23 protein-coding genes are annotated in these 24,014 nt (G+C 69.1%); 13 read left to right on the plus strand and 10 right to left on the minus strand.

The annotated features are described in order from the left end of the window. Positions 1–4 precede the first annotated feature (4 nt). The gene (gene ruvC / locus AC1RAA_RS23060) at positions 5–553 is read right to left on the minus strand and encodes a crossover junction endodeoxyribonuclease RuvC (protein WP_062474210.1); all 549 of its coding nucleotides are present in this window, start codon (positions 551–553) and stop codon (positions 5–7) included. Positions 554–701: 148 nt separating this feature from the next. On the opposite strand from ruvC, the gene AC1RAA_RS23065 reads away from it, so the two are divergent. Then, on the plus strand, positions 702–2,786 hold the full coding sequence (locus tag AC1RAA_RS23065) for a tetratricopeptide repeat protein (protein WP_492731831.1): 2,085 nt from the start codon (positions 702–704) through the stop codon (positions 2,784–2,786). 16 nt (positions 2,787–2,802) lie between these two features. On the opposite strand, the gene AC1RAA_RS23070 is transcribed toward AC1RAA_RS23065, so the two are convergent. Next, positions 2,803–3,792, minus strand: a complete 990-nt coding sequence (locus tag AC1RAA_RS23070) for a phosphatidate cytidylyltransferase (protein ID WP_095948182.1) — start codon at positions 3,790–3,792, stop codon at positions 2,803–2,805. Between the two features lie 4 nt (positions 3,793–3,796). Next, complete coding sequence (locus tag AC1RAA_RS23075; RefSeq protein ID WP_492731833.1) at positions 3,797–4,657, minus strand: lysophospholipid acyltransferase family protein; 861 nt, start codon at positions 4,655–4,657, stop codon at positions 3,797–3,799. A 9-nt stretch (positions 4,658–4,666) separates the two neighbouring features. Between AC1RAA_RS23075 and AC1RAA_RS23080 the strand changes: the two genes are divergently transcribed. Beyond that, on the plus strand, positions 4,667–5,104 hold the full coding sequence (locus AC1RAA_RS23080; RefSeq protein WP_492731835.1) for a ribosomal maturation YjgA family protein: 438 nt from the start codon (positions 4,667–4,669) through the stop codon (positions 5,102–5,104). On the opposite strand, the gene mtgA is transcribed toward AC1RAA_RS23080, so the two are convergent. The 5 genes from mtgA to AC1RAA_RS23105 form a co-directional block, all read right to left on the minus strand. Beyond that, positions 5,049–5,792, minus strand: coding sequence for a monofunctional biosynthetic peptidoglycan transglycosylase (gene mtgA / locus AC1RAA_RS23085; protein WP_492731837.1), 744 nt, complete (start codon positions 5,790–5,792; stop codon positions 5,049–5,051). The two genes, AC1RAA_RS23080 and mtgA, sit on opposite strands and share 56 nt — an antisense overlap. Further along, the gene (gene aroE / locus AC1RAA_RS23090) at positions 5,789–6,646 is read right to left on the minus strand and encodes a shikimate dehydrogenase (RefSeq protein ID WP_492731839.1); all 858 of its coding nucleotides are present in this window, start codon (positions 6,644–6,646) and stop codon (positions 5,789–5,791) included. Before aroE ends, mtgA begins: the two co-directional genes overlap by 4 nt. A 34-nt stretch (positions 6,647–6,680) precedes the next feature. Further along, positions 6,681–7,532: an energy transducer TonB gene (locus tag AC1RAA_RS23095; RefSeq protein ID WP_062481214.1), complete on the minus strand. Its 852-nt coding sequence runs from the start codon at positions 7,530–7,532 to the stop codon at positions 6,681–6,683. 49 nt (positions 7,533–7,581) lie between these two features. After that, the gene (locus tag AC1RAA_RS23100; protein WP_492731841.1) at positions 7,582–9,651 is read right to left on the minus strand and encodes a ribonuclease catalytic domain-containing protein; all 2,070 of its coding nucleotides are present in this window, start codon (positions 9,649–9,651) and stop codon (positions 7,582–7,584) included. A gap of 136 nt (positions 9,652–9,787) precedes the next feature. Further along, positions 9,788–10,384, minus strand: a complete 597-nt coding sequence (locus AC1RAA_RS23105) for a YqiA/YcfP family alpha/beta fold hydrolase (protein WP_070060119.1) — start codon at positions 10,382–10,384, stop codon at positions 9,788–9,790. Positions 10,385–10,674: 290 nt separating this feature from the next. Between AC1RAA_RS23105 and AC1RAA_RS23110 the strand changes: the two genes are divergently transcribed. The 6 genes from AC1RAA_RS23110 to AC1RAA_RS23135 all read left to right on the plus strand — a co-directional run bounded on the left by AC1RAA_RS23110 (position 10,675) and on the right by AC1RAA_RS23135 (position 17,934). Then, entirely contained in the window at positions 10,675–11,418 is a 744-nt protein-coding gene (locus AC1RAA_RS23110) for a response regulator (RefSeq protein WP_095743619.1), read from the plus strand. A gap of 6 nt (positions 11,419–11,424) precedes the next feature. Beyond that, on the plus strand, positions 11,425–13,260 hold the full coding sequence (locus AC1RAA_RS23115) for a sensor histidine kinase (protein WP_492731843.1): 1,836 nt from the start codon (positions 11,425–11,427) through the stop codon (positions 13,258–13,260). A gap of 35 nt (positions 13,261–13,295) precedes the next feature. Continuing rightward, positions 13,296–14,450, plus strand: a complete 1,155-nt coding sequence (gene rodA / locus AC1RAA_RS23120) for a rod shape-determining protein RodA (RefSeq protein ID WP_489059309.1) — start codon at positions 13,296–13,298, stop codon at positions 14,448–14,450. 48 nt (positions 14,451–14,498) lie between these two features. Then, entirely contained in the window at positions 14,499–15,959 is a 1,461-nt protein-coding gene (tldD, locus tag AC1RAA_RS23125; RefSeq protein WP_070060116.1) for a metalloprotease TldD, read from the plus strand. 81 nt (positions 15,960–16,040) lie between these two features. Continuing rightward, on the plus strand, positions 16,041–16,580 hold the full coding sequence (locus AC1RAA_RS23130) for a hypothetical protein (RefSeq protein ID WP_492731845.1): 540 nt from the start codon (positions 16,041–16,043) through the stop codon (positions 16,578–16,580). 235 nt (positions 16,581–16,815) lie between these two features. Further along, positions 16,816–17,934, plus strand: a complete 1,119-nt coding sequence (locus tag AC1RAA_RS23135) for a 3-deoxy-7-phosphoheptulonate synthase (protein WP_307635877.1) — start codon at positions 16,816–16,818, stop codon at positions 17,932–17,934. 11 nt (positions 17,935–17,945) lie between these two features. Here AC1RAA_RS23135 and AC1RAA_RS23140 read toward each other — a convergent pair whose 3' ends face one another. Further along, positions 17,946–18,455 carry a cupin domain-containing protein gene (locus AC1RAA_RS23140; protein ID WP_492731847.1) on the minus strand — a complete coding sequence of 170 codons (510 nt, stop codon included), beginning with the start codon at positions 18,453–18,455 and terminating at the stop codon, positions 17,946–17,948. After that, positions 18,452–19,864 (minus strand): UDP-N-acetylmuramate:L-alanyl-gamma-D-glutamyl-meso-diaminopimelate ligase, encoded by a 1,413-nt coding sequence (gene mpl / locus AC1RAA_RS23145; RefSeq protein WP_492731848.1) that lies wholly within the window; start codon positions 19,862–19,864, stop codon positions 18,452–18,454. Before mpl ends, AC1RAA_RS23140 begins: the two co-directional genes overlap by 4 nt. Before the next feature lie 101 nt (positions 19,865–19,965). Between mpl and AC1RAA_RS23150 the strand changes: the two genes are divergently transcribed. The 5 genes from AC1RAA_RS23150 to prmA all read left to right on the plus strand — a co-directional run bounded on the left by AC1RAA_RS23150 (position 19,966) and on the right by prmA (position 23,948). Continuing rightward, positions 19,966–20,562: a hypothetical protein gene (locus AC1RAA_RS23150; RefSeq protein ID WP_492731850.1), complete on the plus strand. Its 597-nt coding sequence runs from the start codon at positions 19,966–19,968 to the stop codon at positions 20,560–20,562. Continuing rightward, positions 20,562–21,122, plus strand: coding sequence for a TlpA family protein disulfide reductase (locus AC1RAA_RS23155; RefSeq protein WP_095948195.1), 561 nt, complete (start codon positions 20,562–20,564; stop codon positions 21,120–21,122). Before AC1RAA_RS23150 ends, AC1RAA_RS23155 begins: the two co-directional genes overlap by 1 nt. 101 nt (positions 21,123–21,223) lie before the next feature. Beyond that, positions 21,224–21,685, plus strand: a complete 462-nt coding sequence (gene accB, locus AC1RAA_RS23160) for an acetyl-CoA carboxylase biotin carboxyl carrier protein (protein WP_070060113.1) — start codon at positions 21,224–21,226, stop codon at positions 21,683–21,685. Between the two features lie 2 nt (positions 21,686–21,687). Further along, on the plus strand, positions 21,688–23,037 hold the full coding sequence (accC, locus tag AC1RAA_RS23165; RefSeq protein ID WP_062480332.1) for an acetyl-CoA carboxylase biotin carboxylase subunit: 1,350 nt from the start codon (positions 21,688–21,690) through the stop codon (positions 23,035–23,037). Positions 23,038–23,057: 20 nt separating this feature from the next. After that, positions 23,058–23,948 carry a 50S ribosomal protein L11 methyltransferase gene (gene prmA, locus AC1RAA_RS23170; RefSeq protein ID WP_492731852.1) on the plus strand — a complete coding sequence of 297 codons (891 nt, stop codon included), beginning with the start codon at positions 23,058–23,060 and terminating at the stop codon, positions 23,946–23,948. The last annotated feature ends 66 nt before the right edge of the window (positions 23,949–24,014 follow it).

Genomic DNA, 24,014 nt, shown 5'->3' on the forward strand with positions numbered 1-24,014 from the left:
AGCCTCAGCGCGAACGCCCTTGCCGGTAGGTGCCGGCGTGGGTCTTCGACAGCTCGGCCGCCTCCGCAAGCCGCGCCATCGAACGGCCGACCTGCGCGTGGGTGATCGCGATGCCCAGCGCGTCCGCCGCGTCGGCGCCCGGCAGGCCGGGCAGGTCGAGCAGGCGCTTGACCATTTCCTGCACCTGCGCCTTCGCGGCCTGGCCGTGGCCGGCCACGGCCTTCTTCATCTGCAGCGCCGTGTACTCGGCCACCGACAGGTTGTGGCTCACCAGCGCCGTCACGCAGGCGCCGCGCGCCTGGCCCAGCAGCAACGTCGACTGCGGGTTGACGTTGACGAAGATGATTTCGACCGCCGACGCCTCGGGCTGGTAGCGCGCCGTGATCTCGCCGATGCCGTCGAACAGCACCTTCAGGCGCGCCGGCAGGTTGCCGCTGCCCAGGTGCCGGGTGCTGATGGTGCCGCTGGCCACGTAGCGCAGCGCATGGCCGTCCGCATCGACCACGCCGAAGCCGGTGGTCTGCAAACCGGGGTCGATGCCGAGGATCCGCATGAAAAGGAAGCGTAAAGGCCTAAGCCTGGGTGAGGAAGGTTGAAGAAGGTGCGAATTCGCGCGCGATGCGTGGGGGATCGCGGGCAGAATCCGCCGTTCTTGCATTCCGCCCCGCTCCGCGCGGGGCGCGCCACACAAGGAAGCGAAGGTGAATGTAGTCGAGTCCTCCGCGCAGCAGCAACCGAAGCCATCGAACGACGCCCCGGCCCTGCCCGCGCACCAGCAGCAATCTCCCGCCGAACGCGCCGCCGCGAGCTTTCGCCAGGCGGAGCTGTTGAGCGACCTCGGCCGCCGCCGCGAGGCGATCGCCGCCTGCAGCCGGCTGATCGCCGAGTTCGGTGCGCTGCCCGACGCCGGCGTGGTCGTGCCCTGTTGCCAGGCGCTGCGGCTGCTCGCGCACGTGCTGCGCCAGCTGCACCGCCCGGCCGACGCGCTGGCCACGCTCGACCGCCTGGTGGCCGCGCACGGCGGGCGCAGCGAGCCCGAGATCCGCGCGCACATCGCCCACGCGCTGTACCAGCGCACCTGGCTCATCGACGACGCGGCGGCGCGTTGCGAGGCCTGCGACTTCATGAGCGAGCAGCTCGACGCGCAGGCCGACGCCGCGCTCGATGCGTGGCGGCTCGACGCGCGCCTGCTGAAGGCCGAGATCGAACACCACCGCGGCCTGCCGCAGGACGCGTTGGCCACGCTCGAAGCGGCCATCGAACGCTTCGAGGGCGGCGCCGAGGCCGGCGTGGTGCTGCGCGTGGCGCGGGCCCGGCTGGCCACGGTGCTCAACCTGCGCGAGCTGGCGCAGCACACGCAGGCGCAGGTGCTGTGCCTGCAGGTGGCCGACCAGATCGAGACTGGGCTGGCCGAGGCTGCGCCCGAACTGCGGCTGGAAGGCGTGCGTGCGCTGGCCCTGTTCTTCGACGGTCTCGGGCTCGACGAGGTCGCGCGCCGCGCCGAGCTGGTCGGCTGGCTGCTCGACCGCTACGGCCACGACGCCTCCGCGCAGGTGCGCCGCCTCGCGGCAGTGCGCGCCCACGAGTGGGCCGTGGGGCTGCGCGACCAGGGCGACGGCGAGGCCGCGCTGGCCGCCTGCGAGCGCCTGCTCGGCACCTTCGCCCGCGACGGCGACGCCGTGGTGCAGCGCACCGTGGCCACCACCTTGCTGCACAAGGGTTTCGTGCTGCTCGACCTGCTGGGACGGCCCGAGGCGGCGCTTGCGGTGTACGAGCCGCTCGTCGCGTTGTCGCGTGACGGCGCCACGCCCGAACTGCGCGAGCTGCGCGTGAAGGCCATGGCCGGGCGCGAGGCCTGCCTGAAGCGCCTTCGCAAGACCGGCGGGCTCGACGCCGGCGAGCTGCCGGCCGAGCTCTTCGATGCGGCGTGCGACACCGTCCGCGAAGGCCGCAAGCTCGGCGACGCGGGCGCGTCGCGCGAGGCCATTGCGCTGTTCGACGAGGTGCTCGCGGCGCATGCCGCCTCGCTGCACCCGCTCATGCGCCGCCAGTGCGCGCGCGCCTTGTCGCACAAGACCTTCTGCCTGCTGGCGCTCGAGAATTTCGCCGAGGTCGTCGAGGCCGCCGACGCGATGGACGCGCGCTACGGCGCCGATGCCTCCACCGAGATGCAGTCGCAGGTGGCGCTGTGCCTGCAATACAAGAGCACCGCGCTCGACCGCCTCGCGCGGCCCGCGGACGAGATGCGCGTGCACGACGAGATCGTTGCGCGCTGGGGCAACTCCGAGCTGCCCGACCTGCGCGCGCGCGTGGCTGGTGCGCTGTTCCGCAAGGGCGCCGTGCTGCGCCGCACGAGCCGGTTCGCCGAGGCCGTGGCCAGCTACGACGAGGTGATCGCGCGCACGGCGATGGCGCGGGACAGCGCCCTGCAGCTGTGGGCCGCCAAGTCGCTGATCAACAAGGCCAAGGCCTTCGACAAGATGGACGACGCAGCGGGCCAGGCCAAGGCCTACCGCGTGCTCATCGCGCGCTTCGGCGAGTCGGGCGACGCGGCCTTGCGCGGGCGTGTGGCCAATGCCTGCGAATGGCTGGCCGAGGCCGAAGGGCGGCAGGGCCGGGTGGCGGCGCAGCGCGAGGCGCTGGAGCTGGCGCTCGGGCGTTTCGTCACCGCGCTGTCGGCCGAGCAGCGCACGCGGCTCAAGCGCGAGCTTCAGGCGCTGAAGACGAAGGCCTTGGGGCGGCGCGCAAAGCAGGCCTTCGACCGGGTGGTGCTGCGCAAGGTCTGATCGCCCGCCGCGTGCTTCAGACGTTGAAGTACCAGCGAATCGAGTGGAAGAAGATCGGCGCCGCGAAGCACAGCGCGTCCACGCGGTCGAGCAGGCCGTTGGCGCCGGTCACGCCCACGCCCTTCTGGCCCCAGTTCGGAATGCCGCGGTCGCGCTTGAGCGCCTTCATCACGAGGTGGCCCATGGAGCCCGCGACGCAGGCAATGATCGACACCGCCAGCGCCTGCCCGAACTTGAACGGCGTGATGAACGAGAACAGCGCGCCCACCAGGCTGGCCACGACGATGCCGACGCCCCAGCTGGTCCAGTTGAAGCTGCGGCTCACGTTCGGCGCGAACGGCGTGCGCTGCATGCGCCGCGAGATCAGGTGCTGCACCAGCACCGAGGTCTGCACGACGAACACCAGGAAGAACACGAGGAACGCGCTCTTGCCTTCGTAGCCCGGGAAGGTCAGCAGCAGCAGCGCGGGCACGTGGCTCATGCCGTAGACGCAGACCATGATGCCCCACTGCAGCTTGGCGTTGCGCTCCAGAAAATGGCTGGGGTCGTTGGCCAGCGCGCTCGCCACCGGAATGGCGAGGAACACGTAGACCGGGATGAACACCGTGAACAGGTCGAAGCGCGCGGTGGCCACCAGCCAGAACTGGATCGGCAGCACCACGAAGAACGCGAGGATCAGGCTGCGGTGGTCGCCGCGCCGCGTCGGCGAGAGCGTGATGAACTCGCGCAGCGCAAAGAACGCGATCAGCGCGAACAGCACGGTGGCCACCGTCTCGCCCAGCGCCCAGCCGATCCAGAACACGATCACCATGAACCAGGTGGTGCCCAGCAGCGCGCGGAAATGCGCCAGCTCGGCCTGCCACGACTCGTCGTGCACCGGGTTGCGCCGCTCCTTGAAGCTCAGGAAGAAGACGGCGGTGCTCACGATGAAGAGCAGGCCGAAGACGATCAGGAAGAGGGCCGCGACCTGCTGGGTCGGGCTGAGGCTGCGCAGGAACTGGTTCATACCTTCAGACGTCGCGCAATGCGATCACGGCGGCACGCGCACGGTCGAGGAAAGGGCGGCGCTCTTCGCCGTCCTCGACACGGATCGGCGCGCCGAAGGTGACGGAGCACAGGATGGGCACGGGCACGATCTCGCCCTTGGGCATCACGCGCTGCACGTTGTCGATCCAGGCCGGCACGAGCACCACGTCGGGGAACATCGTCGCCAGGGCGTACAGGCCCGACTTGAATTTCTGCGGCTCGCCGGTGTGGCCGCGCGTGCCTTCGGGAAAGATGATGATCGAGTCGCCGCTGCGCAGGGCGTCGATGAGCGGGGCGAGTGGGTCGGCGGCGGGCGGCTCGGGCGCGGCGGCGGGCGCTTCGGGTTCGATGACCGGCGGTGGAGCGACCGGTGGCGGGGGCGGCGGGGGCGCGGGAAGGTCGAGCTGTCCCTGAATCTCCTGCGGACCTTCGGCAGCCGATGCGTGAGACACCGTTTCGATCGGCAGCAGCGGCTCCATCGACGGCTCGATGCGCTCGGCCGGGGCGATGGGCGCGGCGGGTGGCGGTGCTACCGGCGGCGGTGGCGCAACCGGTGCAGCCCCCGTGGCCGCCCGCTCCACATACACCGCGTTGAACACCTCCGTCGTGATCCAGCGCTTGACCGGCGTGTTGGCCCAGTAGTCGCGCGCCGCAATGGGCCGCGTGATGCTGCGCAGCTCTTCGGGCAGCGCGGCCCAGATCATCACGAGGTCCGCGTGGCTCTGGTGATTCGCGAAGTAGATGCGCTGCTCGGCTTTCGGTGGACAGCCGTACCAGCGCGCCTGCGCGCCGGTGAGCAATCGGACGATTCCCAGCAGCAACCAACCTGTGAGCTTTGCCAGCATATGGAGGCGATGATACGGGCCATGCGATGGCGATTCGATCTTCTTTCCCTGGCGTGGGCGGTGGCCCTCTTCGTGTTGCTCGTGCTGCTGGCCACCGTCGGCGCGCGCTGGGGCTGGGTGCGAAGCTTCTTCGGTGACGTGCTGGCCGTGGCGTGGGTGTACCTCGTGTTCAAGACCTTCGTTGCCGCGCGCGTGCTGCCGCTCGCGCTGGCGGCCTTCGGCGTGGGGCTGTTGGTGGAGCTGGGGCAGTTCCTTGCGGCGACCTGGCACCTGCACATTCCGAACCGCGCGCTGCGCATCGTGCTCGGCGCCACCGCCGACTGGTGGGACGTGCTGGCCTACGCGATCGGCTTCGTCGCCGTGCTGGTGGTGGAAGGCGCGGTGCGCAAGCTCAGGGCAGCTCGACCGCCGGCATCCGCGCCACGATCGTCGATGCCCGTCCGTTGATGTACGAGGAGTTGGGCCGCCGCTCGAAGAACTTCGGGCTCGGCAGCATCACGGCCAGGCGCGCTGCTTCGTATGAAGTCAAGCGTGCGGCAGGCTTCCTGAAGTAGTACTGCGCCGCGGCCTCGGCGCCGAACACGCCTTCGCCCCATTCGACGTTGTTCAGGTAGATCTCGAGGATGCGCCGCTTGTCGAGCAGCACCTCGAGCAGCGTGGCGAGCACCAGCTCCTGGCCCTTGCGCAGCATGGTGCGTTCGCCCGACAGCAGCAGGTTCTTCGCGAGCTGCTGCGTGATGGTGGAGCCGCCGCGCAGCGGGGCCGGCTGCACCGGCTTGCCGCGCGCCGCCGCGCGCGCCATGCGCTTGGCGGCCAGCTGCTCGGCGCGGGCGTTGCGCTGGCGCGCCCGCTCGATGGCTTCCCACTCGACGCCGTTGTGGTCGACGAAGCCGGCGTCTTCGCTGGCGATCACGGCGCGCTTGAGGGTGTCGTTGATCTGCGTGTAGGGCACCCAGTCCTGGCGCCATCCGCCGTCGCGGCCCTGCGAGAGGGCGACGCGCCAGGCCTCGGAGCGCTGGAAGGCCGTGCTCTGCGGATCGATCACGGCCATGGCTGCGATGCGCACCACGAAGAAGAGTTCGAGCGCCAGGCCCGCCACCACGAGGCAGGCGATCAGGCGCAGCAGGCCCTTCATGCGCCGGCGGCGAGCGAGGCGCGCAGCTCGGCCAGCACCTGCGCCGACGGCGGGCGCACGCCGCGCCAGAATTCGAAGGCCTCGGCGGCCTGTTCCACCAGCATGCCGAGGCCGTCGCGCGCGACCGCGCCGTGCGCCTCGGCCCAGGCCATGAAGCCTGCGGCGGCGGGGCCGTACATCATGTCGACGGCCAGCGCGCCGGGGCGCAGCACCTGCGCGCGCACTGGCACCGCGTCGCCTGCGAGGCTGGAGGCCGTGGCGTTGACCACCACGTCGAAGTCGCCCGGCACGTCGTCGAGCGCCCAGGCCTCGAGCGTGGCGCCGTGGCGCAGCGCGAGCGCCGCGTGGCGCTGCACCAGCGCGATGGCCTTGTCGAGCGTGCGGTTGGCCACCACGACGTGCGCGGCGCCCGCGTCGAGCAGCGGCCCGAGCACGCCCGCCGCCGCGCCGCCGGCGCCGATCAGCAGCAGCGACCGGCCCGCCAGCGGCACGCCGGCGTTGCGCACGATGTCGTTGACCAGGCCGATGCCGTCGGTGTTGTCGGCGTGGATGCTGCCGTCGGCCTCGAAGCGCAGCGTGTTCACCGCCTGCGCCAGCGTGGCGCGCTCGCTGGTGTGCTGCGCGAGCGCGGCGGCATCGAACTTGAAGGGCACGGTGACGTTGCAGCCGCGTGCCGCATCGCTCTGCGCGGCCGCTTCGCTGCGGAAGGCGGCAATGCCTTCGGCGAAGGCGCCGATCGGCACCAGGCGCCGGCCGTAGGCCATGGGCTGGCCGCAGAGTTCGGCAAAGCGCGCGTGGATGCGGGGCGAGCGGCTGTGCTCGACGGGGTTGCCCATGACGCAGTACTGATCCATGGCCGATGCTCCGTGTTCTGCTGGGGTGCTGTTGCTATTGGGACGACAGCTCGATGGTCTCGTCGCGCGTGAACTTGAAGCGCGACTGCAGCACGATCTGGTCGGTCTGCTTGCGCATGGCGTCGGTGAATTTGCCGAAGTTGCCGACGCTGCGCACGATGGCCTGGGCACGGCGGTCGAGCGTGGTGTTGCCCGAGCTCTCGTCGACCACGGTGTCGAGCACGCGCCCGTCGTGGTTGATGGTGACCGTCATCTTGAGTTCGCCGTAGAGCTTCTTGCCGGCGGCGGTCGGGAAGTTCTCGGTGCCCTTGACCTCGATGCGCCGGCGCAGCGTGTCGACATACAGCGCGTAGGCCGCCTCGCGCGTGGCGGGGCTCAGGTAGCGCTTCTTGGGGCGCGCGTTTTCCTCGTTCACGCGGCGTTCGATCTCGGCGAGCAGCGCGACCATCTGGCGGCGCTTTTCCTCGCGCGCGGCGGCCTCGGTCGGGTCGCCGGCCTGGCGCGGATCGGGCACGGGCATGGCGGCCAGTTCGCGCTTGAGCTGCGCCAGCATCTGCATCTGCTGGGCCTGCATGGCCTCGACCTGGCGGCGCGATTCCTCGAACGAGTCGCCCATGGTGGTGAAGCTCGACGGCGGCAGCGGGCTGGTGGCCCGGCCCTTGTCGAGGTCGCCGCCGCCCGCGAGCGTGGTCTGAGCCATCACGCGGGCCGCGGGGTCGGGCTTGTCGTTGGTCTTGCTGTTGACCAGGATCACCTCGAGGGGGGTTTCGCTGAAGACCCGGTTGAACGATTCGGGATCGACGAAGCGCACCGCGAGCAACGCGGCATGCGCGATGACCGACACGCCCAGAGCGATCTGCAGCGTGCTGAGGTCCTTGAGATTCATTCTCGAAACTCCTCCAGGGGTCGCGTGTCTCCGATCGTTCGACCGGGGGTCATGCAGGCGTGGTCGTCGCCGGGTCGGGTGCGGCCTCGGTGTCGCTCAGGTCGACCGCGATGGCGATCGGGCCGGCGACTTCTTCTTCGTCGTCCTCACCGCCCTCAGCGTCAGCGGCATCGGCCTGCGGCACGTCGAAGCGTTCGAGCACGGTGCCGCTCACGTCGAGCGCGATCTCGTCGATCTCGCCGAGCTTCACGCGCACGCGCGCGCCGCGCTCCTGCTGGCCGGCCACCGGGAACACCAGCGGCAGCGTGTCGGCACGCACCAGCGCGCCGTTGGGAATGTCCTTGATGACCGTGGCCTCGAGCTCGGTGATGCCCTGCTGCTGCAGGTACTTCAGCGTCCAGAAGCGCTCCATGCCGCCCTGGTAGGCGTTGTACGTGGCGTAGGCCGCATCGAAGCCCGACAGGATCGAGAACAGGTCGGCGTCTTTCGGCTTGAACGGCGCGGCCAGTGCGGCGGTCTTGCCGTGGCGCGCGGCCGCGATGATCTGCCACTGGTTCACGAGGTCGGTGTAGCGGCGCAGCGGCGAGGTGCTCCAGGCGTAGCTCTTCACGCCCAGGCCCGCGTGCGGCAGCGCGCGCGTGCCCATGCGCACCTTGATGCCGGGCGCCAGGCTGGCCTGGCTGCGGTACAGGCCCGGCACGCCGAGCTCGCCCAGCCAGCCGCCCCAGCTGCTGTTGGCCAGGATCATGGCCTCGGACACGATCAGGTCGAGCGGCGCGCCGCGCTGGCGCGTGCTGATCTGCACCTGCTCATTGCCGGTGGGCTCGGCGCCGTCGTTGCCGACGAGGCGGAAGTTGTAGTCGGGCCGGCTGAAGTTCTCGGGCTTGCCGCGCACCACTTCGCGCTGCGCCTTCAGGTGCTTGGCCAGGCGGAACAGGAAGCTCAGCGGCGCGCGCAGCTTCGCGGCGGCGTCGGGGGTGTTGTCCGAATTGAAGGTGGCGTCTTCGAGCCAGGGTTGCGTGACGACGGCGTCGAGCTGGTCGTGGCGCAGGTTGGCGACGATCGGCACGCGCTCGAGCTTGGTCTCGGTGCCCTGCAGCTCCAGCGTGGCTTCGTCGAAGCGCGCATAGAGCGACACGGCCGGACGGTCGCCGCCTTCGAGCAGCGTGTAGGTGTCGACCACCTCGTCGGGCAGCATGGTGATCTTGTAGCCCGGCATGTACACGGTGGACATGCGCGCACGCGCCACGGCGTCGATGGCGCTGCCCGGCGTGAGCGCCAGGCCCGGCGCGGCGATGTGGATGCCGACCGTGATGGTGCCGCTGCCCATGCCCTGCACGGACAGCGCGTCGTCGATTTCGGTGGTCTGCGAGTCGTCGATCGAGAAGGCCCGCACGCCTTCGGCCAGCGGCAGGTCGTCGGCGACGGCCGGCGCCGCGAGCGCGGGGAAGCCGGTGCCCTTGGGGAAGTTCTCGAACAGGAAGCGCCGCCAGTGGAACTGGTAGGGCGAATCGATGGCGCCAGCGCGCTCCAGCAGGTCGAGTGGCGGGCGCTGCGTGGCGCGCGCGGCGTCGACCACGGCCTTGTACTCGGGCGCGTTCTTGTCGGGCTTGAACAGGATCTTGTAGAGCTGCTCGCGGATCGGCGGCGGGCACACGCCCTCGGCCAGCTGGCCCGCCCATTCGACGATCTGCGCCTGGATGGCCTTCTTCTTCTCGATGGCGGCCAGCGCCTGCTGCACGATCTCGGCCGGCGCCTTCTTGAAGCGCCCCTTGCCCGCGCGGCGGAAGTAGTGCGGCGCCTCGAACAGCGCGAACAGCGCGGCGGCCTGCTGCGCCAGCGAGGGCTTGTCGCTGAAATAGTCGGCCGCCAGGTCGGCAAAGCCGAACTCGCCTTCGGCTGCGAATTCCCAGGCGAGGTCGAGGTCCATGGCGGCGGCGAGCGTGCGCGCCTCGGCCATCAGCTCGGCCGGGGCCGGCTTCTCGAAACGCAGAACGATGTTGGCGCCCTTGACCTTGACGCGCTTGCCGGTCTCGAGCTCGACCTGTGCCGAGGCTTCGGCTTCCGACAGGATGCGGCCGCCGAGGTATTTGCCGGCTTCTTCAAACAATACAAACATCCGGCGATTCTCCCACGCTGGATCAGGAGCTCCCTTGCCGGGGATGCCGCGGAACCGGCTTTGCCGGGCCGCAGGCATCGCCCCCGGAAGGGGGTTGGCGAAGCGACACGCAGTGCGCGAAGCCTGGGGGAGAGCTTTAGACGACGGGGTTGATGAACGCCATCACGTCGTCGAGGTGCGCTTTTTCGAAATCGGACAGCGCATGGTCGCCGCCCTCGAGCAGCTTGATGCGGCTGTCGGGGTAGCGCGCCGACATCTCGTGCCAGTCGAGCGCCTCGTCGCCCTTGGCGATGATCGCGAACAGGCGCTCGGGCCGCGTGAGCGCACCGATTTCCATCGCGCGCAGCTCCTGGATGAATTCGGGCTGGAAGTAGAAGTGCTCGGACGGGTCGTGCCAGGCGGTCTGGCTGCCGATGTAGCGCGTGAGGTCGCGCGCCGGGTGCACCGCGGGGTTGAGCAGCACGGCGCGGCAGCGCGTCATGCCGGCCACGTAGGTGGCGTAGAAACCGCCGAGCGACGAACCGATCACCGCCATCGACTTGCGCGGCCAGTGCGCGATGCCCTTCATCACCATGTCGATCGCATCGTGCGGCGACGGCGGCAGCTGCGGGCACCACCACTCCAGGTTCGGGTGCTCGCGCGCCACGTGCTTCGCCACCAGCCGCGCCTTGGTCGAGCGGGGCGACGAACGGAAGCCGTGCAGATACAACAGATGGGTGGTTTGCGGTTCCATGGGAGGAGGTGACTGGGGTGCGCTGGTCGCGCCCCGTGGCCGGATTCAGACAATTTTGCATGAGGTCCGCACCGCCCACGGCGCGGTGACCCCACAAATCCCTGCGAATCGGCGCATGAGAAGGCCGCGAGGGCGTGGCTGGAATTCGAAAGTATTCACGGTGCGGCCGCGCAGGGGGCGGCGGTGCGGCGCAAGGGGAGAAAGAAGAGACAAGTTTCGTGACGCATCTGGCAGGGGGCATCCCATGAACGAGGGAGGCAGGCCCCGCGTGGCGGTGGGTGCCCAGGCTTATGCTTCATCCCATGAACACCGAGGTACAGGATGACGGGATGCCACGCCGCTGGGGCGTGCTCGTGGTCGAGGACGACAGCCGCGCACGCGCCTTCTTCGAGGCCAGCGTGCAGCGCAGCCCGCGCCTGTTCTGGCTCGGCAGCGCCGGCACCGTGCAGGAAGCGCGCACCTGGCTGGCCGCGACCGCGACCATCCCCGACGTGCTGCTGGTCGACCTCGGCATGCCCGACGGCACCGGCCTGGACGTGATCCGTGACGCCGTCGCGCGCTTTCCCGGCTGCGAGCCGCTGGTGGTGTCGGTCTTCGGCGACGAGGAGAACGTGCTGGCCAGCATCGAGGCCGGCGCCGTCGGCTACATCCACAAGGACGCCGCACCGGAAGACATCGCACAGACCATCGTCGAGATGAAGGCCGGTGCCTCGCCGATCTCGCCCATGATCGCGCGCCGCGTGCTCGCCAAGTACCGCAGCCTGCAGGCGGCCGTGCCGGGGACCGCCGGCGCGGCGCCGGCAGAGACGGCGCTCGACGAGGCCGACCGCGGCCTGCTCTCGGCGCGCGAGCACGAGGTGCTGACGTTGATCGCGCGCGGCTTCTCGTACGCCGAGATCGCGCGCCTCAAGGGCCTGAGCGTGCACACGGTGCAGACCCACATCAAGAACCTCTACGGCAAGCTCGCGGTGCATTCCAAGAGCGAAGCGGTGTTCGAGGCCACGCGCCTCGGCCTGCTGTCCCACCCGGGCTGAGGGCGGATGCTGCGGCGGCTGGCGTTCCTGTGCCTGCTCGGGCTGGCGGCGCTGCTTGCCGCGGGGCGCGCCGCCGCAGGGGAGACGCAGGGGCCGATCGAGCTGCGCCACGCCAGGGTGACCACCACCATCGACGGTGTCGTGCAGACCGAAGCGGTCGACCTGTCCTACCACTGGGACCGCCGGCACCGCGGCCGCACCGGCTTCGCGAGCTTCGAGCTGCCGTTCCGGGTCGAGGCCCTGCCCGAGGTGCCCTGGGGCGTCTTCATTCCCCGCGCCGGCAGCGTCTTCGAGGTACAGCTCAATGGCGCGCTGCTGCAGTCCTATGGTGACCTCGGCCAGGGCAACCGCGCCGACTACGCCAAGGCGCCCGTCTACGTGCCGGTGCCCGGGCGGCTGCTGAAAGAGGGCGAGAACCTGCTGCAGATCCGCATCCGCGCCGACAGCGAACGGCGCGCCGGCCTGTCGCGCGTCACCATCGGGCCGGCGACGCCGGTGCGCACCGCGTTGTTCGAAGGCGCCTACGCCTGGCGCTTCACGGGGTCGGTGCTGCTGACGGCGTTCAGCCTCATCGTGGGCAGCATTGCGCTGGCGCTGTGGTTCACCCAGGTCGACACCGGCGCGACCGGCCGCCGCCAGCGCGACGCGCTCTACTTCTGGGCCGCGGTCGCCGAGTTCTGCTGGGCGCTGCGGGTGGCCGACGCCATGATTCCCGAGCCGCCGCTGCCGTGGCAGCTGTGGGGCGTGCTGATGGCCGGTTGCTACGCGGGCTGGGCCGCGTCCGCCATGATGTTCTGCTACCACCTTGCGGACTGGGCGCAGAGCCCGCGCACGCGCTGGGTGCGCTGGCCGACGGCGGCCGTGGTGGTCGGCACCGTGGTGTTCACCTGGCTGGCGCTGAACCGCGAGGAGCCGCGCTGGCTCACGGCCTGGCTGGCGGTCGAGATCACGATCGTCCTCGGCTTCGTGGCCGCCTTCGCCGTCGCCACGGTGCGCCGGCCCAGCGTCGAGCGGCTGCTGGTGGCCGGCGCCGCGCTGGTCACGGTGGCCTTCGGCACGCGCGACTGGCTGGTGATCCGCCTGAGCGACGCCTACGGCGAGACCACCTGGGTGCGCTATTCCTCGGTGATGTTCGGCGTGGCGCTGCTGCTGATCGTGCTGCGGCGCTTCCATTTCGCGAGCGTGCAGGCGCGCGGCTGGGTCAAGACGCTGGCCGACCGGGTGGCGCAGCGCGAGCGCGAACTGGCCTCCACCTACGCCGAGCTGGAGGAGGTGGCGCGCGACCAGGCGCGCACCCACGAGCGCGAGCGCATCCTGCGCGACATGCACGATGGCGTGGGCTCGCACATCAGCTCGGCGATCCGCCAGCTGCAGTCGGGCCAGACCAGCCCCGAGGAGCTGCTGCGCACCCTGCGCGACTCGCTCGACCAGCTCAAGCTGTCGATCGACTCCATCCACCTGCCGCCCGGCGACATCGGCGCGCTGCTGGCGGCGCTGCGCTACCGGCTGGAACCCCGGCTGGCGGCCGCGGACATCGCCTTCGAATGGGGCGTGGACGAGCTGCCCCCGGTGACGCAGCTCGACGCCCACGCCACGCGGCAGCTGCAGTTCTTGCTGTTCGAGGCCATCTCGAACGTGCTGCAGCACGCCCACGCGAGCGCGCTGCGCATCGAGGCCGACGCGCGCGACGGCGCCGTGCGCCTGCGGGTGATCGACAACGGCGTGGGCTTCGATGCCGCCGAGGTGCCGGAGGCGCTGTCCAAGCGCGCCGCCGCCATCGGGGCCCGGCTGGCGATCGAAAGCCGACCGGGGCGCACGGTCGTTCAGCTCGTTTTCGACTGAAGGGGCGGGCGGGGCGGGGATAATCCGCCCCCATCATGTCTGCCGTGTTCAACCAGCCCTCCCTGGCGCGTCGCATAGCGCCCATCTTCCAGGGCTTCGACGGCTTCCTGGCCTTTGCCGTGATGCTGCTCGCCTTTGCCGGGCTGCTCACCATGTATTCCTCCGGCTACGACCATGGCACGCGCTTTCTCGACCATGGCCGCAACATGCTGCTGGCCGGCGGCATCATGTTCGTGGTGGCGCAGGTGCCGCCACAGCGGCTCATGGCTTTCGCCGTGCCGCTGTATGCGGCCGGGGTGGCGTTGCTGATTGCGGTGGCGCTGTTCGGCATCACCAAGAAGGGCGCCCAGCGCTGGATCAACGTGGGCGTGGTGATCCAGCCCAGCGAAATCCTCAAGATCGCGATGCCGCTGATGCTGGCCTGGTGGTTCCAGCGCCGCGAAGGCCAGTTGCGCCCGCTCGACTTCGTGGTGGCGACGCTGCTGCTGGCGGTGCCGGTCGGGCTCATCATGAAGCAGCCCGACCTGGGCACCTCGCTGCTGGTGCTGGCGGCCGGGCTGGCGGTGATCTTCTTTGCCGGGCTGCCGTGGAAGCTGATCGTGCCGCCGGTGGTGCTCGGCGCGGTGGCCATCACGCTGATCGTGGGCTTCGAGTCGCAGCTGTGCGTCGACGGTGTCGACTGGCGCGTGCTGCACGACTACCAGAAGCAGCGCGTGTGCACGCTGCTCGACCCCAGCAAGGACCCGCTGGGCAAGGGCTTCCACATCATCCAGGGGATGATCGCCATCGGCTCGGGCGGCGTGGGCGGCAAGGGCTTCATGCAGGGCACGCAGACGCACCTCGAGTTCATTCCCGAGCGCACCACCGACTTCATCTTCGCGGCGTACTCCGAGGAATTCGGCCTGATCGGCAACCTGACGCTGATTGCGGCCTTCATCCTGCTGATCTTCCGCGGGCTGACCATCGCGCTGAACGCGCCCACGCTGTTCTCGCGCCTGCTGGCCGGGGCGGTGACCATGATCTTCTTCACCTACGCCTTCGTGAACATGGGCATGGTCAGCGGCATCCTGCCGGTGGTGGGCGTGCCGCTGCCCTTCATCAGCTACGGCGGCACCGCCATGGTCACGCTGGGGCTGGGGCTGGGCATCCTGATGTCGATCGCGCGGGCCCGCAAGCTCGCCCAGAACTAGAGTCCCCCGGGGCGGCACGGACGGGGGCGGCTGCCTAGAATGGCAGCCATGATCTCCCGCGAACCCACCATCGAGCGCTTGGCTATAGCGCAACAGCTCCTGCTCACGCCGTTCGGCCTGGACGAATCGCACCTGAGCAAGGCCCTGGCCGAGATCACCGCGCACCGCGTGGACGATGCCGACCTGTACTTCCAGTACACCCGCAGCGAGGGCTGGAGCCTCGAGGAAGGCATCGTCAAGACCGGCAGCTTCAGCATCGACCAGGGCGTCGGTGTGCGCGCCGTGAGCGGCGAGAAAACCGCCTTTGCTTACTCGGACGACATCTCCGAGGCCTCGCTGCTCGACGCGGCGCGCACGGTGCGCTCCATTTCCTCCGCTGGCCGCACCGCGCGTGTGAAGACCGTGCCGCGCAAGATTGCCTCCAGCCGCTCGCTCTACGGCGGCATCGACCCCATCGCCACGCTCGACAGCACGGCCAAGGTGAAGCTGCTCGAGAAGGTCGAGCAGCTCGCCCGCTCGCGCGACCCGCGCGTGGCGCAGGTCATGGCCGGCCTGGCCAGCGAGTACGACGTGGTGATGGTGGCGCGCGCCGACGGCACGCTGGCCGCCGACGTGCGACCGCTGGTGCGGCTGTCGGTCACCGTGATCGCCGAGCAGAACGGGCGCCGCGAGGTCGGCTCGGGCGGCGGCGGCGGGCGCTTCGGCCTGGCCTACTTCACCGACGCGCAGATCGCCGAGTACGTCGACCACGCCGTGAAGGCCGCGCTGACCAACCTCGACGCGCGCCCGGCCCCGGCCGGCGAGATGACGGTGGTGCTCGGCTCGGGCTGGCCCGGCATCCTGCTGCACGAAGCCATCGGCCACGGCCTGGAGGGCGACTTCAACCGCAAGGGCTCGAGCGCGTTCTCGGGCCGCATCGGCCAGCGCGTGGCAGCCAAGGGCGTCACGGTGCTCGACGACGGCACCATCGCCGACCGCCGCGGCTCGCTCAACGTGGACGACGAAGGCCACGCCAGCCAGCGCAACGTGCTGATCGAGGACGGTATCCTCAAGGGCTACATCCAGGACTCGATGAACGCCCGCCTCATGAAGGTCAAGCCCACCGGCAACGGCCGCCGCGAGAGCTACGCCCACGTGCCGATGCCGCGCATGACCAACACCTACATGCTCGGCGGCGACAAGGACCCGCAGGAAATCGTCGCCAGCATCAAGAAGGGCCTGTACGCCACCAACTTCGGCGGTGGGCAGGTCGACATCACGAGCGGCAAGTTCGTGTTCTCGGCCAGCGAGGCCTTCTGGGTCGAGAACGGCAAGATCCAGTACCCGGTGAAGGGCGCGACCATCGTGGGCAACGGCCCCGACGCGCTCACCCGCGTGACCATGATCGGCAACGACATGGCGCTCGATTCGGGCGTCGGCACCTGCGGCAAAGAGGGCCAGAGCGTGCCCGTGGGCGTCGGCCAGCCGACCCTTCGCATCGACGGCCTGACGGTAGGTGGAACGGCTTAGGACTTTCGGCACTTGCCGGCTGTTTCATTCGGTTGCTAAGCTGCGCTCCTTTTTGCGAACGACGAATCAAGGAGCATTTCAATGGGGAACAGGATCAATTCGCCCGCCGTGCTGTGGGCCGCGACCGCCGTGGTCGCGCTGGCCACAGCCGGTTGCGCATCGCGCGGCGGTTCGGGCAGCCAGCCCGCCGCCGCACCGGCACCCGCCCCGGCCGCTGCCGCGCCCGCGGCGCCCAGCGGTTCGAAGGCCGGCATGGACGCACGCGGCAACGTGGTGGATTCTTCCAAGGTCGAGGCCGGCAGCGGCCGCACGGTCAAGGGCCTGAACGGTTTCGAAGGCGAGATCACCGGCAACCCGGCGCGCAACAGCAAGTTCACGCGCCTGCAGATCGGCATGAGCACCAAGCAGGTCACCGACCTCGCCGGCCAGCCCACCGACCAGGGCGCCTACATCACCGGCAAGGCCTGGATTCCCTTCTACTTCGGCAGCGATCGCCATCGCTTCGAGATGACCTACAAGGGCCAGGGCCGCCTGATCTTCGCGGGCGGCGGCATGGGCGATTTCAGCAGCGGCAACCTGATCTGGATCATCCACAACGCCAGCGAATCCGGCTACAGGTAAAAACAACACCGACCCGGCCGCCTGGCCGGGTTTTTGTTTTCCGTGCTACATTCCGCCCACATGTCCGCCCTCCGCGCTTACTTTTTTGCCTACTTTTGGTTCCCGGTTTCCGGCGGACGAGAGGCGAGCGCGTAAAGCAAACGAACACCCTCCCAGAACCGCCGGTGGCTTCCAGCCCCCGGCGGTTTTTTTATGCCCTGACGATTTTTCATTCACACCAACAAGGAAGAGAACCATGAGCACGAACACCCCTCCCACCGGCGACAGCTGGTATGCGAGCGTCGAAAAAACCAGCAAGACCGACGACGAACGCATCAAGGACATCAACGTGCTCCCCCCTCCTGAACATCTGATCCGCTTCTTCCCGATCCGCGGCACGCCGATCGAAACGCTGATCACCGGCACCCGCCGCGGCATCCACAACATCATGGCCGGCAAGGACGACCGGCTGCTGGTGATCATGGGCCCGTGTTCGATCCACGACCCGGCCGCGGCCCTCGAGTACGCCCGCCGCCTCAAGGCCGAGCGCGACAAGTACGCCGGCACGCTGGAAATCGTGATGCGCGTGTACTTCGAGAAGCCGCGCACCACGGTCGGCTGGAAGGGGCTCATCAACGACCCGTACCTGGACGAGAGCTACCGCATCGACGAAGGCCTGCGCATCGCGCGCCAGCTGCTGATCGACATCAACCGCCTGGGCCTGCCGGCGGGCAGCGAGTTCCTCGACGTGATCTCGCCGCAGTACATCGGCGACCTGATCGCCTGGGGCGCCATCGGCGCGCGCACCACCGAAAGCCAGGTGCACCGCGAACTGGCCTCGGGCCTGTCGGCGCCCATCGGTTTCAAGAACGGCACCGACGGCAACATCCGCATCGCCACCGACGCCATCCAGGCGGCGGCGCGCGGCCACCACTTCCTGTCGGTGCACAAGAACGGCCAGGTCGCGATCGTGCAAACCAACGGCAACCGCGACTGCCACGTGATCCTGCGCGGCGGCAAGACGCCGAACTACGACGCCGCCAGCGTCGAGGCCGCCTGCAAGGACCTCGAAGCCGCCAAGCTGCCGCCCACGCTCATGGTCGACTGCAGCCACGCCAACAGCTCCAAGCAGCACCAGAAGCAGATCGACGTGGCCAAGGACATCGCCGGCCAGATCGCCGGCGGCTCCAAGCGCGTGTTCGGCGTGATGATCGAAAGCCACCTGCAGGCGGGCGCCCAGAAGTTCACGCCGGGCAAGGACCAGCTCTCGGGCCTGGAGTACGGCAAGAGCATCACCGATGCGTGCATCGGCTGGGACGATTCGGTGCAGGTGCTCGAGACCCTGTCTCAAGCCGTCAAGCAGCGCCGGGGCTGAAGCGTAGTTAGTTAGAGCATGCTGGCCAGGTCGGGCCAGTGGTGCCGCATCGACGCCGCCTCGTCGCTGCCGGGCGGCACCAGCGAGAAGTCGGCGAAGTCGAAGCCTGGCCCGACCATGCAGGCGACCAGCGTGTAGTCGCCGGCTGCGTGGCCCTGGATCGGGCGCGCGGCCTGCCACTGGCCAGCAGGCACCACGTGCTGTGGCCGGGTGCCGTGCACATCGACCGGACCCAGCTTCACGTGAGCCGGCGCGGTCCGCATCGCGGCATCGCAGGTCCACAGCGCCAGCGGCACGCCTTCCAGGTGCACCCAGACTTCGTCGGACAGCACCCGGTGCCAGCGCGAATGCTGGTGGGCTTCGAGCAGGAAATAGATGCTGGTCAGCGCGCTGCGCGGCGCGCGGCCGTCGGCGGGCGCCACGCTCGCGGCCGACCGGAACACCTCGCTGTACCAGCCGCCCTCGGGGTGGGGCTGGAGCTTCAGGGTGTCGATCAGTTCACGCGCGCGCATGCCGTTCATGATCCGTGGGCGGCGCGCAGGGCGTCCAGCAGTTTCTCGTGCACGCCGCCGAAGCCGCCGTTGCTCATGCAGACGATGTGATCGCCGGGCCGCGCCGCGGCCACGACCTGCTGCACCAGCGGCTCGATGGCGCCGGCGACCTGGGCGCGTGCGCCCATCGGTGCCAGCGCGGCGGCCACGTCCCAGTCGAGGCCGGCCGTGTGGCAGAACGACAGGTCGGCCGATTCCAGGCTCCACGGCAGCTGCGCGGCCATCACGCCCAGCTTCATCGTGTTGCTGCGCGGCTCGAAGGCCGCGAGGATGCGCTCACTTTGCTTGCCGGCGTCGTCGAGCTTCTTGCGCAGCCCATCGAGCGTGGTGCGGATCGCGGTCGGGTGGTGCGCGAAGTCGTCGTAGACGGTGATCGCGCCGCCTTGGCCCTCGACCGTGCCGCGCAGCTCCATGCGGCGACGCACGTTGCGAAAGCGCCCGAGCGCGCGGGCCGCATCGGCCGGCGGCACGCCCACGTGGTCGGCCGCCGCGATGGCGGCCAGCGCGTTCATCTGGTTGTGCAGGCCCGAGAGTTCCCACTCGACCCGGCCGACCACCTCGCCGCGGTGCAGCACGTCGAAGGCGTCGTGCGTGCCGCGCGCCTGCCATTCCGTGGCCGGACCGCCATCGCCGAAGCGGGCGAGTTCGCTCCAGCAGCCCTGGGCCAGCACGCGTTGCAGGCTCTCTTCGGTGGCGTTCACCACCAGGCGCCCGGTGCCGGGCACGGTGCGCACGAGGTGATGGAACTGGCGCTCGATGGCGGCGAGATCGTCAAAGATGTCGGCGTGATCGAACTCCAGGTTGTTCAGCACCGCGGTGCGCGGCCGGTAGTGAACGAACTTGCTGCGCTTGTCGAAGAAGGCCGTGTCGTACTCGTCGGCCTCGATCACGAAGGCCGGGCCGTTGCCCAAGCGGGCCGACACGCCGAAGTCCAGCGGCACGCCGCCGACCAGGAAGCCGGGCGCCTTGCCGCCCTGTTCGAGCACCCAGGCCAGCATCGAGGTGGTGGTCGTCTTGCCGTGCGTGCCAGCCACGGCCAGCACGTGGCGGCCTTGCAGCACGTGCTCGGCCAGCCACTGCGGGCCGCTGGTGTAGGGCTTGCCGGCGTCCAGGATGGCTTCCATCAGCGGGAACTTGGGGCTGCCGTCGGGCAGCCGGGCCCGCGAGACCACGTTGCCGACCACGAACATGTCGGGGGCGAGGGCCAGCTGGTCGGCGCCGAAGCCTTCGATGAGGTCGATGCCGAGCGCGCGCAGCTGGTCGCTCATCGGGGGGTACACGCCGGCGTCGCAGCCCGTGACCCGGTGGCCTGCTTCGCGTGCGAGGGCGGCCACGCCACCCATGAACGTGCCGCAGATACCCAGAATATGAATGTGCATCGGCCAATTCTAGGGAGGCGCTGCGGGTGCCCCGGCGGCTTCGCCCCGGGCGCCGTACTGATGTTCATGTGAGGGACGTCCGCAGCGGGCAAAATGCCCCGATGGACACGTCCAAGCGTGAAATCGCCGCCGTTGCCGCCCGACTCGTCGTCGAGGAGGGGCTTGAGTACGGCCCGGCCAAGCGCCGGGCACTGCGCGAACTCGGCCTCCCGGCGCGCACCGCGCTGCCCAACAACGACGAGGTCGAGGCCGAGGTGCGCGACTACATCGCGGTCTTCTGCGCCGACACCCAGCCCCAGGAACTGCACGCACTGCGCCTGCTCGCGCTCGAGTGGATGGAGCGCATGGCCGTGTTCCGGCCGCATGTGGGCGGCGCCGTCTGGCACGGCACGGCCACACGTTTGTCAGACATTTATATTCAATTGTTCTGCGATGATTCCAAGTCGGCCGAAATCGCCCTGATCGATCACCACGTGGACTACGAGCCGCGCATGGTGACCGGCTTCCATGGCGAGCAGGTCGAAGCCCTCAGCGTCCACGCGCCGAGTCGGGCGCTGGGCGAGGAAATCGGGGTCCACCTGCTGGTGTACGACCTCGACGACCTGCGCGGCGCCCTCAAGCCCGACGCCCAGGGGCGCGCGCCGCGCGGCGACCTGAACGCGCTGCGCCGACGCATTGAACAAGAAAAGGACCAGTAATGACTTCAACGCCCACACGACGCGGCATGCTGTATGCCGGCGTGGCGGCAGTCGCTGCCGCGGCCGGCATTGCCGGCGCCTGGTGGCGTGAGCGCAATGACAGCGGCGTCGCGGCCACCGGCGGCGAAAAGCTCGATGCCGCCATGTTCTGGGACCAGCGCTTCGAGCGCCCCGAGGGTGGCGAGCTGGTCCTGTCGAGCCTGCGCGGCAAGCCCGTGCTGCTCAACTTCTGGGCCACGTGGTGCCCGCCCTGTGTCGAAGAAATGCCGATGATCGACGCCTTTTTCCGCGAACACGGCGCCAACGGTTGGCAAGTGGTGGGATTGGCCATCGACCAGCCCAGCGCCGTGCGCAAGTTCCTGCAGCGCACGCCGGTCACCTACCCGACCGCATTGGCCGGCTTGCAGGGCATGGAATTGGTGAAGAATCTGGGCAATACGGGGGGCGGCCTGCCGTTCACCTTGGTGCTCCATGCCGACGGTTCGGTGCTGGCTCGTAAAATGGGCAAGCTTGAAACGACCGACCTGGACGCTTGGCGACGCCAACTTGTTCACGGTTAGAATTTAAATACACAAGCTGGCGTTAGACGCCAAACGCCGAAAATCGACGGTTTTCGGTCAAGTTCTTTCCTAAAGACCGGCAAAGCTGGCACTGGAGTCCCATGGATCTGCGCAAACTCAAGACACTGATCGATCTGGTGTCCGAATCGAATATTTCCGAACTGGAAATCACCGAGACCGAAGGCAAGGTCCGCATCGTCAAGGGTGGCGGTGCCGCCCCCGTCCAGTACGTGCAGACCCTGGCCGCCGCGCCCGCCGTGGCAGCGCCCGCCGTGGCCGGTGCTGCCGCTCCGGCTGCCGCGGCCCCCGCCGTCGAAGCCGCACCGAGCGGCCATGCCGTGAAGTCGCCGATGGTCGGCACCTTCTACCGTTCGTCCAGCCCGGGCGCCGCGGCTTTCGTCGAAGTCGGCAGCAAGGTGAACGAGGGCGACACGCTCTGCATCATCGAGGCGATGAAGATCCTCAACGAAATCGAGGCCGACAAGGCCGGCACGGTCACGCAGATCCTCGGCGAAAACGGCCAGGCGGTCGAATACGGCCAGCCGCTGTTCATCATCGAGTAAGCATGTTCAAGAAGATTCTGGTTGCAAACCGGGGGGAGATCGCCCTTCGGATCCAGCGCGCTTGCAGCGAAATGGGCATCAAGGCCGTGATGGTCTATTCCGAAGCCGATCGCGAAGCCAAGTACGTCAAGCTGGCGCAGGAAGCCGTGTGCATCGGCCCGGCCCCTTCGGGCCTGAGCTACCTCAACATGCCGGCCATCATCTCGGCCGCCGAGGTGACGGACGCCGAAGCCATCCACCCCGGCTACGGTTTCCTGAGCGAGAACGCCAATTTCGCCGAACGCGTGGAGCAAAGCGGCTTCCAGTTCATCGGCCCGACGCCTGACAACATCCGCACGATGGGTGACAAGGTCTCGGCCAAGCAGGCCATGATCAAGGCAGGCGTGCCCTGCGTGCCCGGCTCGGAAGGCGAACTGTCCGACGACGCCGCCACCAACAAGCGCATCGCCCGTGCGATCGGCTACCCGGTCATCATCAAGGCGGCAGGCGGCGGCGGTGGCCGCGGCATGCGCGTGGTGCACACCGAGGCGGCGCTGGTCAACGCGATCCAGATGACCAAGGCGGAAGCCGCCGCGGCCTTCAACAATCCGGCCGTGTACATGGAGAAGTTTCTCCAGAACCCGCGCCACATCGAAATCCAGATCCTCGCGGACAAGCACAAGAACGCGGTCTACCTGGGCGAGCGCGACTGCTCCATGCAGCGCCGCCACCAGAAGGTGATCGAGGAATCGCCGGCTCCCGGCATTCCGCGCAAGCTGATCGAGAAAATCGGCGAGCGTTGCGCCACTGCCTGCAAGAAGATCGGCTACCGCGGCGCCGGCACCTTCGAGTTCCTGTACGAGAACGGCGAGTTCTACTTCATCGAGATGAACACGCGCGTGCAGGTGGAGCATCCGGTCACGGAGTTCACCACCGGCATCGACATCGTGAAGACGCAGATCATGGTCGCCGCCGGCGAGAAGCTGCCGTTCACGCAGCGCCAGATCGAGATGCGCGGCCACGCCATCGAGGTGCGCATCAACGCCGAAGACCCGTGGAAGTTCACGCCGTCGCCAGGCCGCATCACCATGTGGCACCCGCCGGGCGGCCCGGGCGTGCGCGTCGATTCGCACGTGTACACCAACTACTTCGTGCCCCCGAACTACGACTCGATGATCGGCAAGATCATCGTGTACGGCGACACCCGCGAACAGGCCATGGCGCGCATGCGCACGGCCCTGAACGAGACGGTGATCGAAGGCATCCAGACCAACATGCCGCTGCACCGCGAGCTGATGGTCGACGCCAAGTTCATGAGCGGCGGCACCAACATCCACTACCTGGAAGAGTGGCTCGCAGCGCACAAGCGCTGAGTCCACGCGCAACGCCTTGTATGTTTGAACTCCGCCTCATGGCGCCGGAAGACCGGGTCGAAATGCTCGGCGATGCGCTCGACGCACTCGATGCGCTGAGCGTATCGGTCGAAGACGCCGATGCGCAGACCGATGCCGAGCAGGCCCTGTTCGGCGAGCCCGGCATGCCGCCGCCCAAGGAGGGCTGGCAGCGTTCGCGCGTGATCGCGCTGTTCCCCGACGAAGCTGCTGCCCACGAGGCGGCCTCGGTGCTCGCGCTGCAGGACTTCTTTGAAGGCTGCGCGGTGCTCGGCGTGGCGCCGGTGCCGGACCAGGACTGGGTGCGGCTCACGCAATCGCAGTTCGCACCGGTCGAGATCACGCCCGAGTTCTGGATCGTGCCCACCTGGCACGAGCCGCCGGCCCAGGCCAAGCAGGTGATCCGGCTCGACCCGGGCCTGGCCTTCGGCACGGGCACGCACCCGACCACGCGCATGTGCCTGCGCTGGATCGCGACGCAAGGCGAGGGCGCTTTTGCCGACCAGCGCGTGCTCGACTACGGCTGTGGCTCCGGCATCCTGGCCATCGGCGCGGCCAAGTTCGGCGCGCGCAACATCGACGCCATCGACATCGACGAAGCCGCGGTCTCCTCGACCCGGCTCAACGCCGAAGCCAACGGCGTGCAGCTGAACGCGGGCCTGCCCGAAGCAGCGAAGGGCGAGTACCAGACGGTGCTTGCCAACATCCTCGCGACGCCGCTCAAGGTGCTGGCGCCGCTGCTGCGCAGCCATGTGGCCGCCGGCGGCTCGCTGGTGCTGGCCGGCATCCTCGAGCGCCAGGCCGACGAGCTCAAGGCGGCCTACGCGCCGTACGCCGCGCTCGAAGTCAGCGACACCGAGGACGGCTGGATCCTCATGACCGCGCGCTGCTGAAGCGCGCGGCCGGGCGCTCGCACCGCGGGCGCCCCGGGCACCTGCCTGCACGGTGAGGGCCCAACC

The sequence above is a fragment of the Variovorax sp. GW823-FHT04F07 genome (assembly GCF_058795995.1).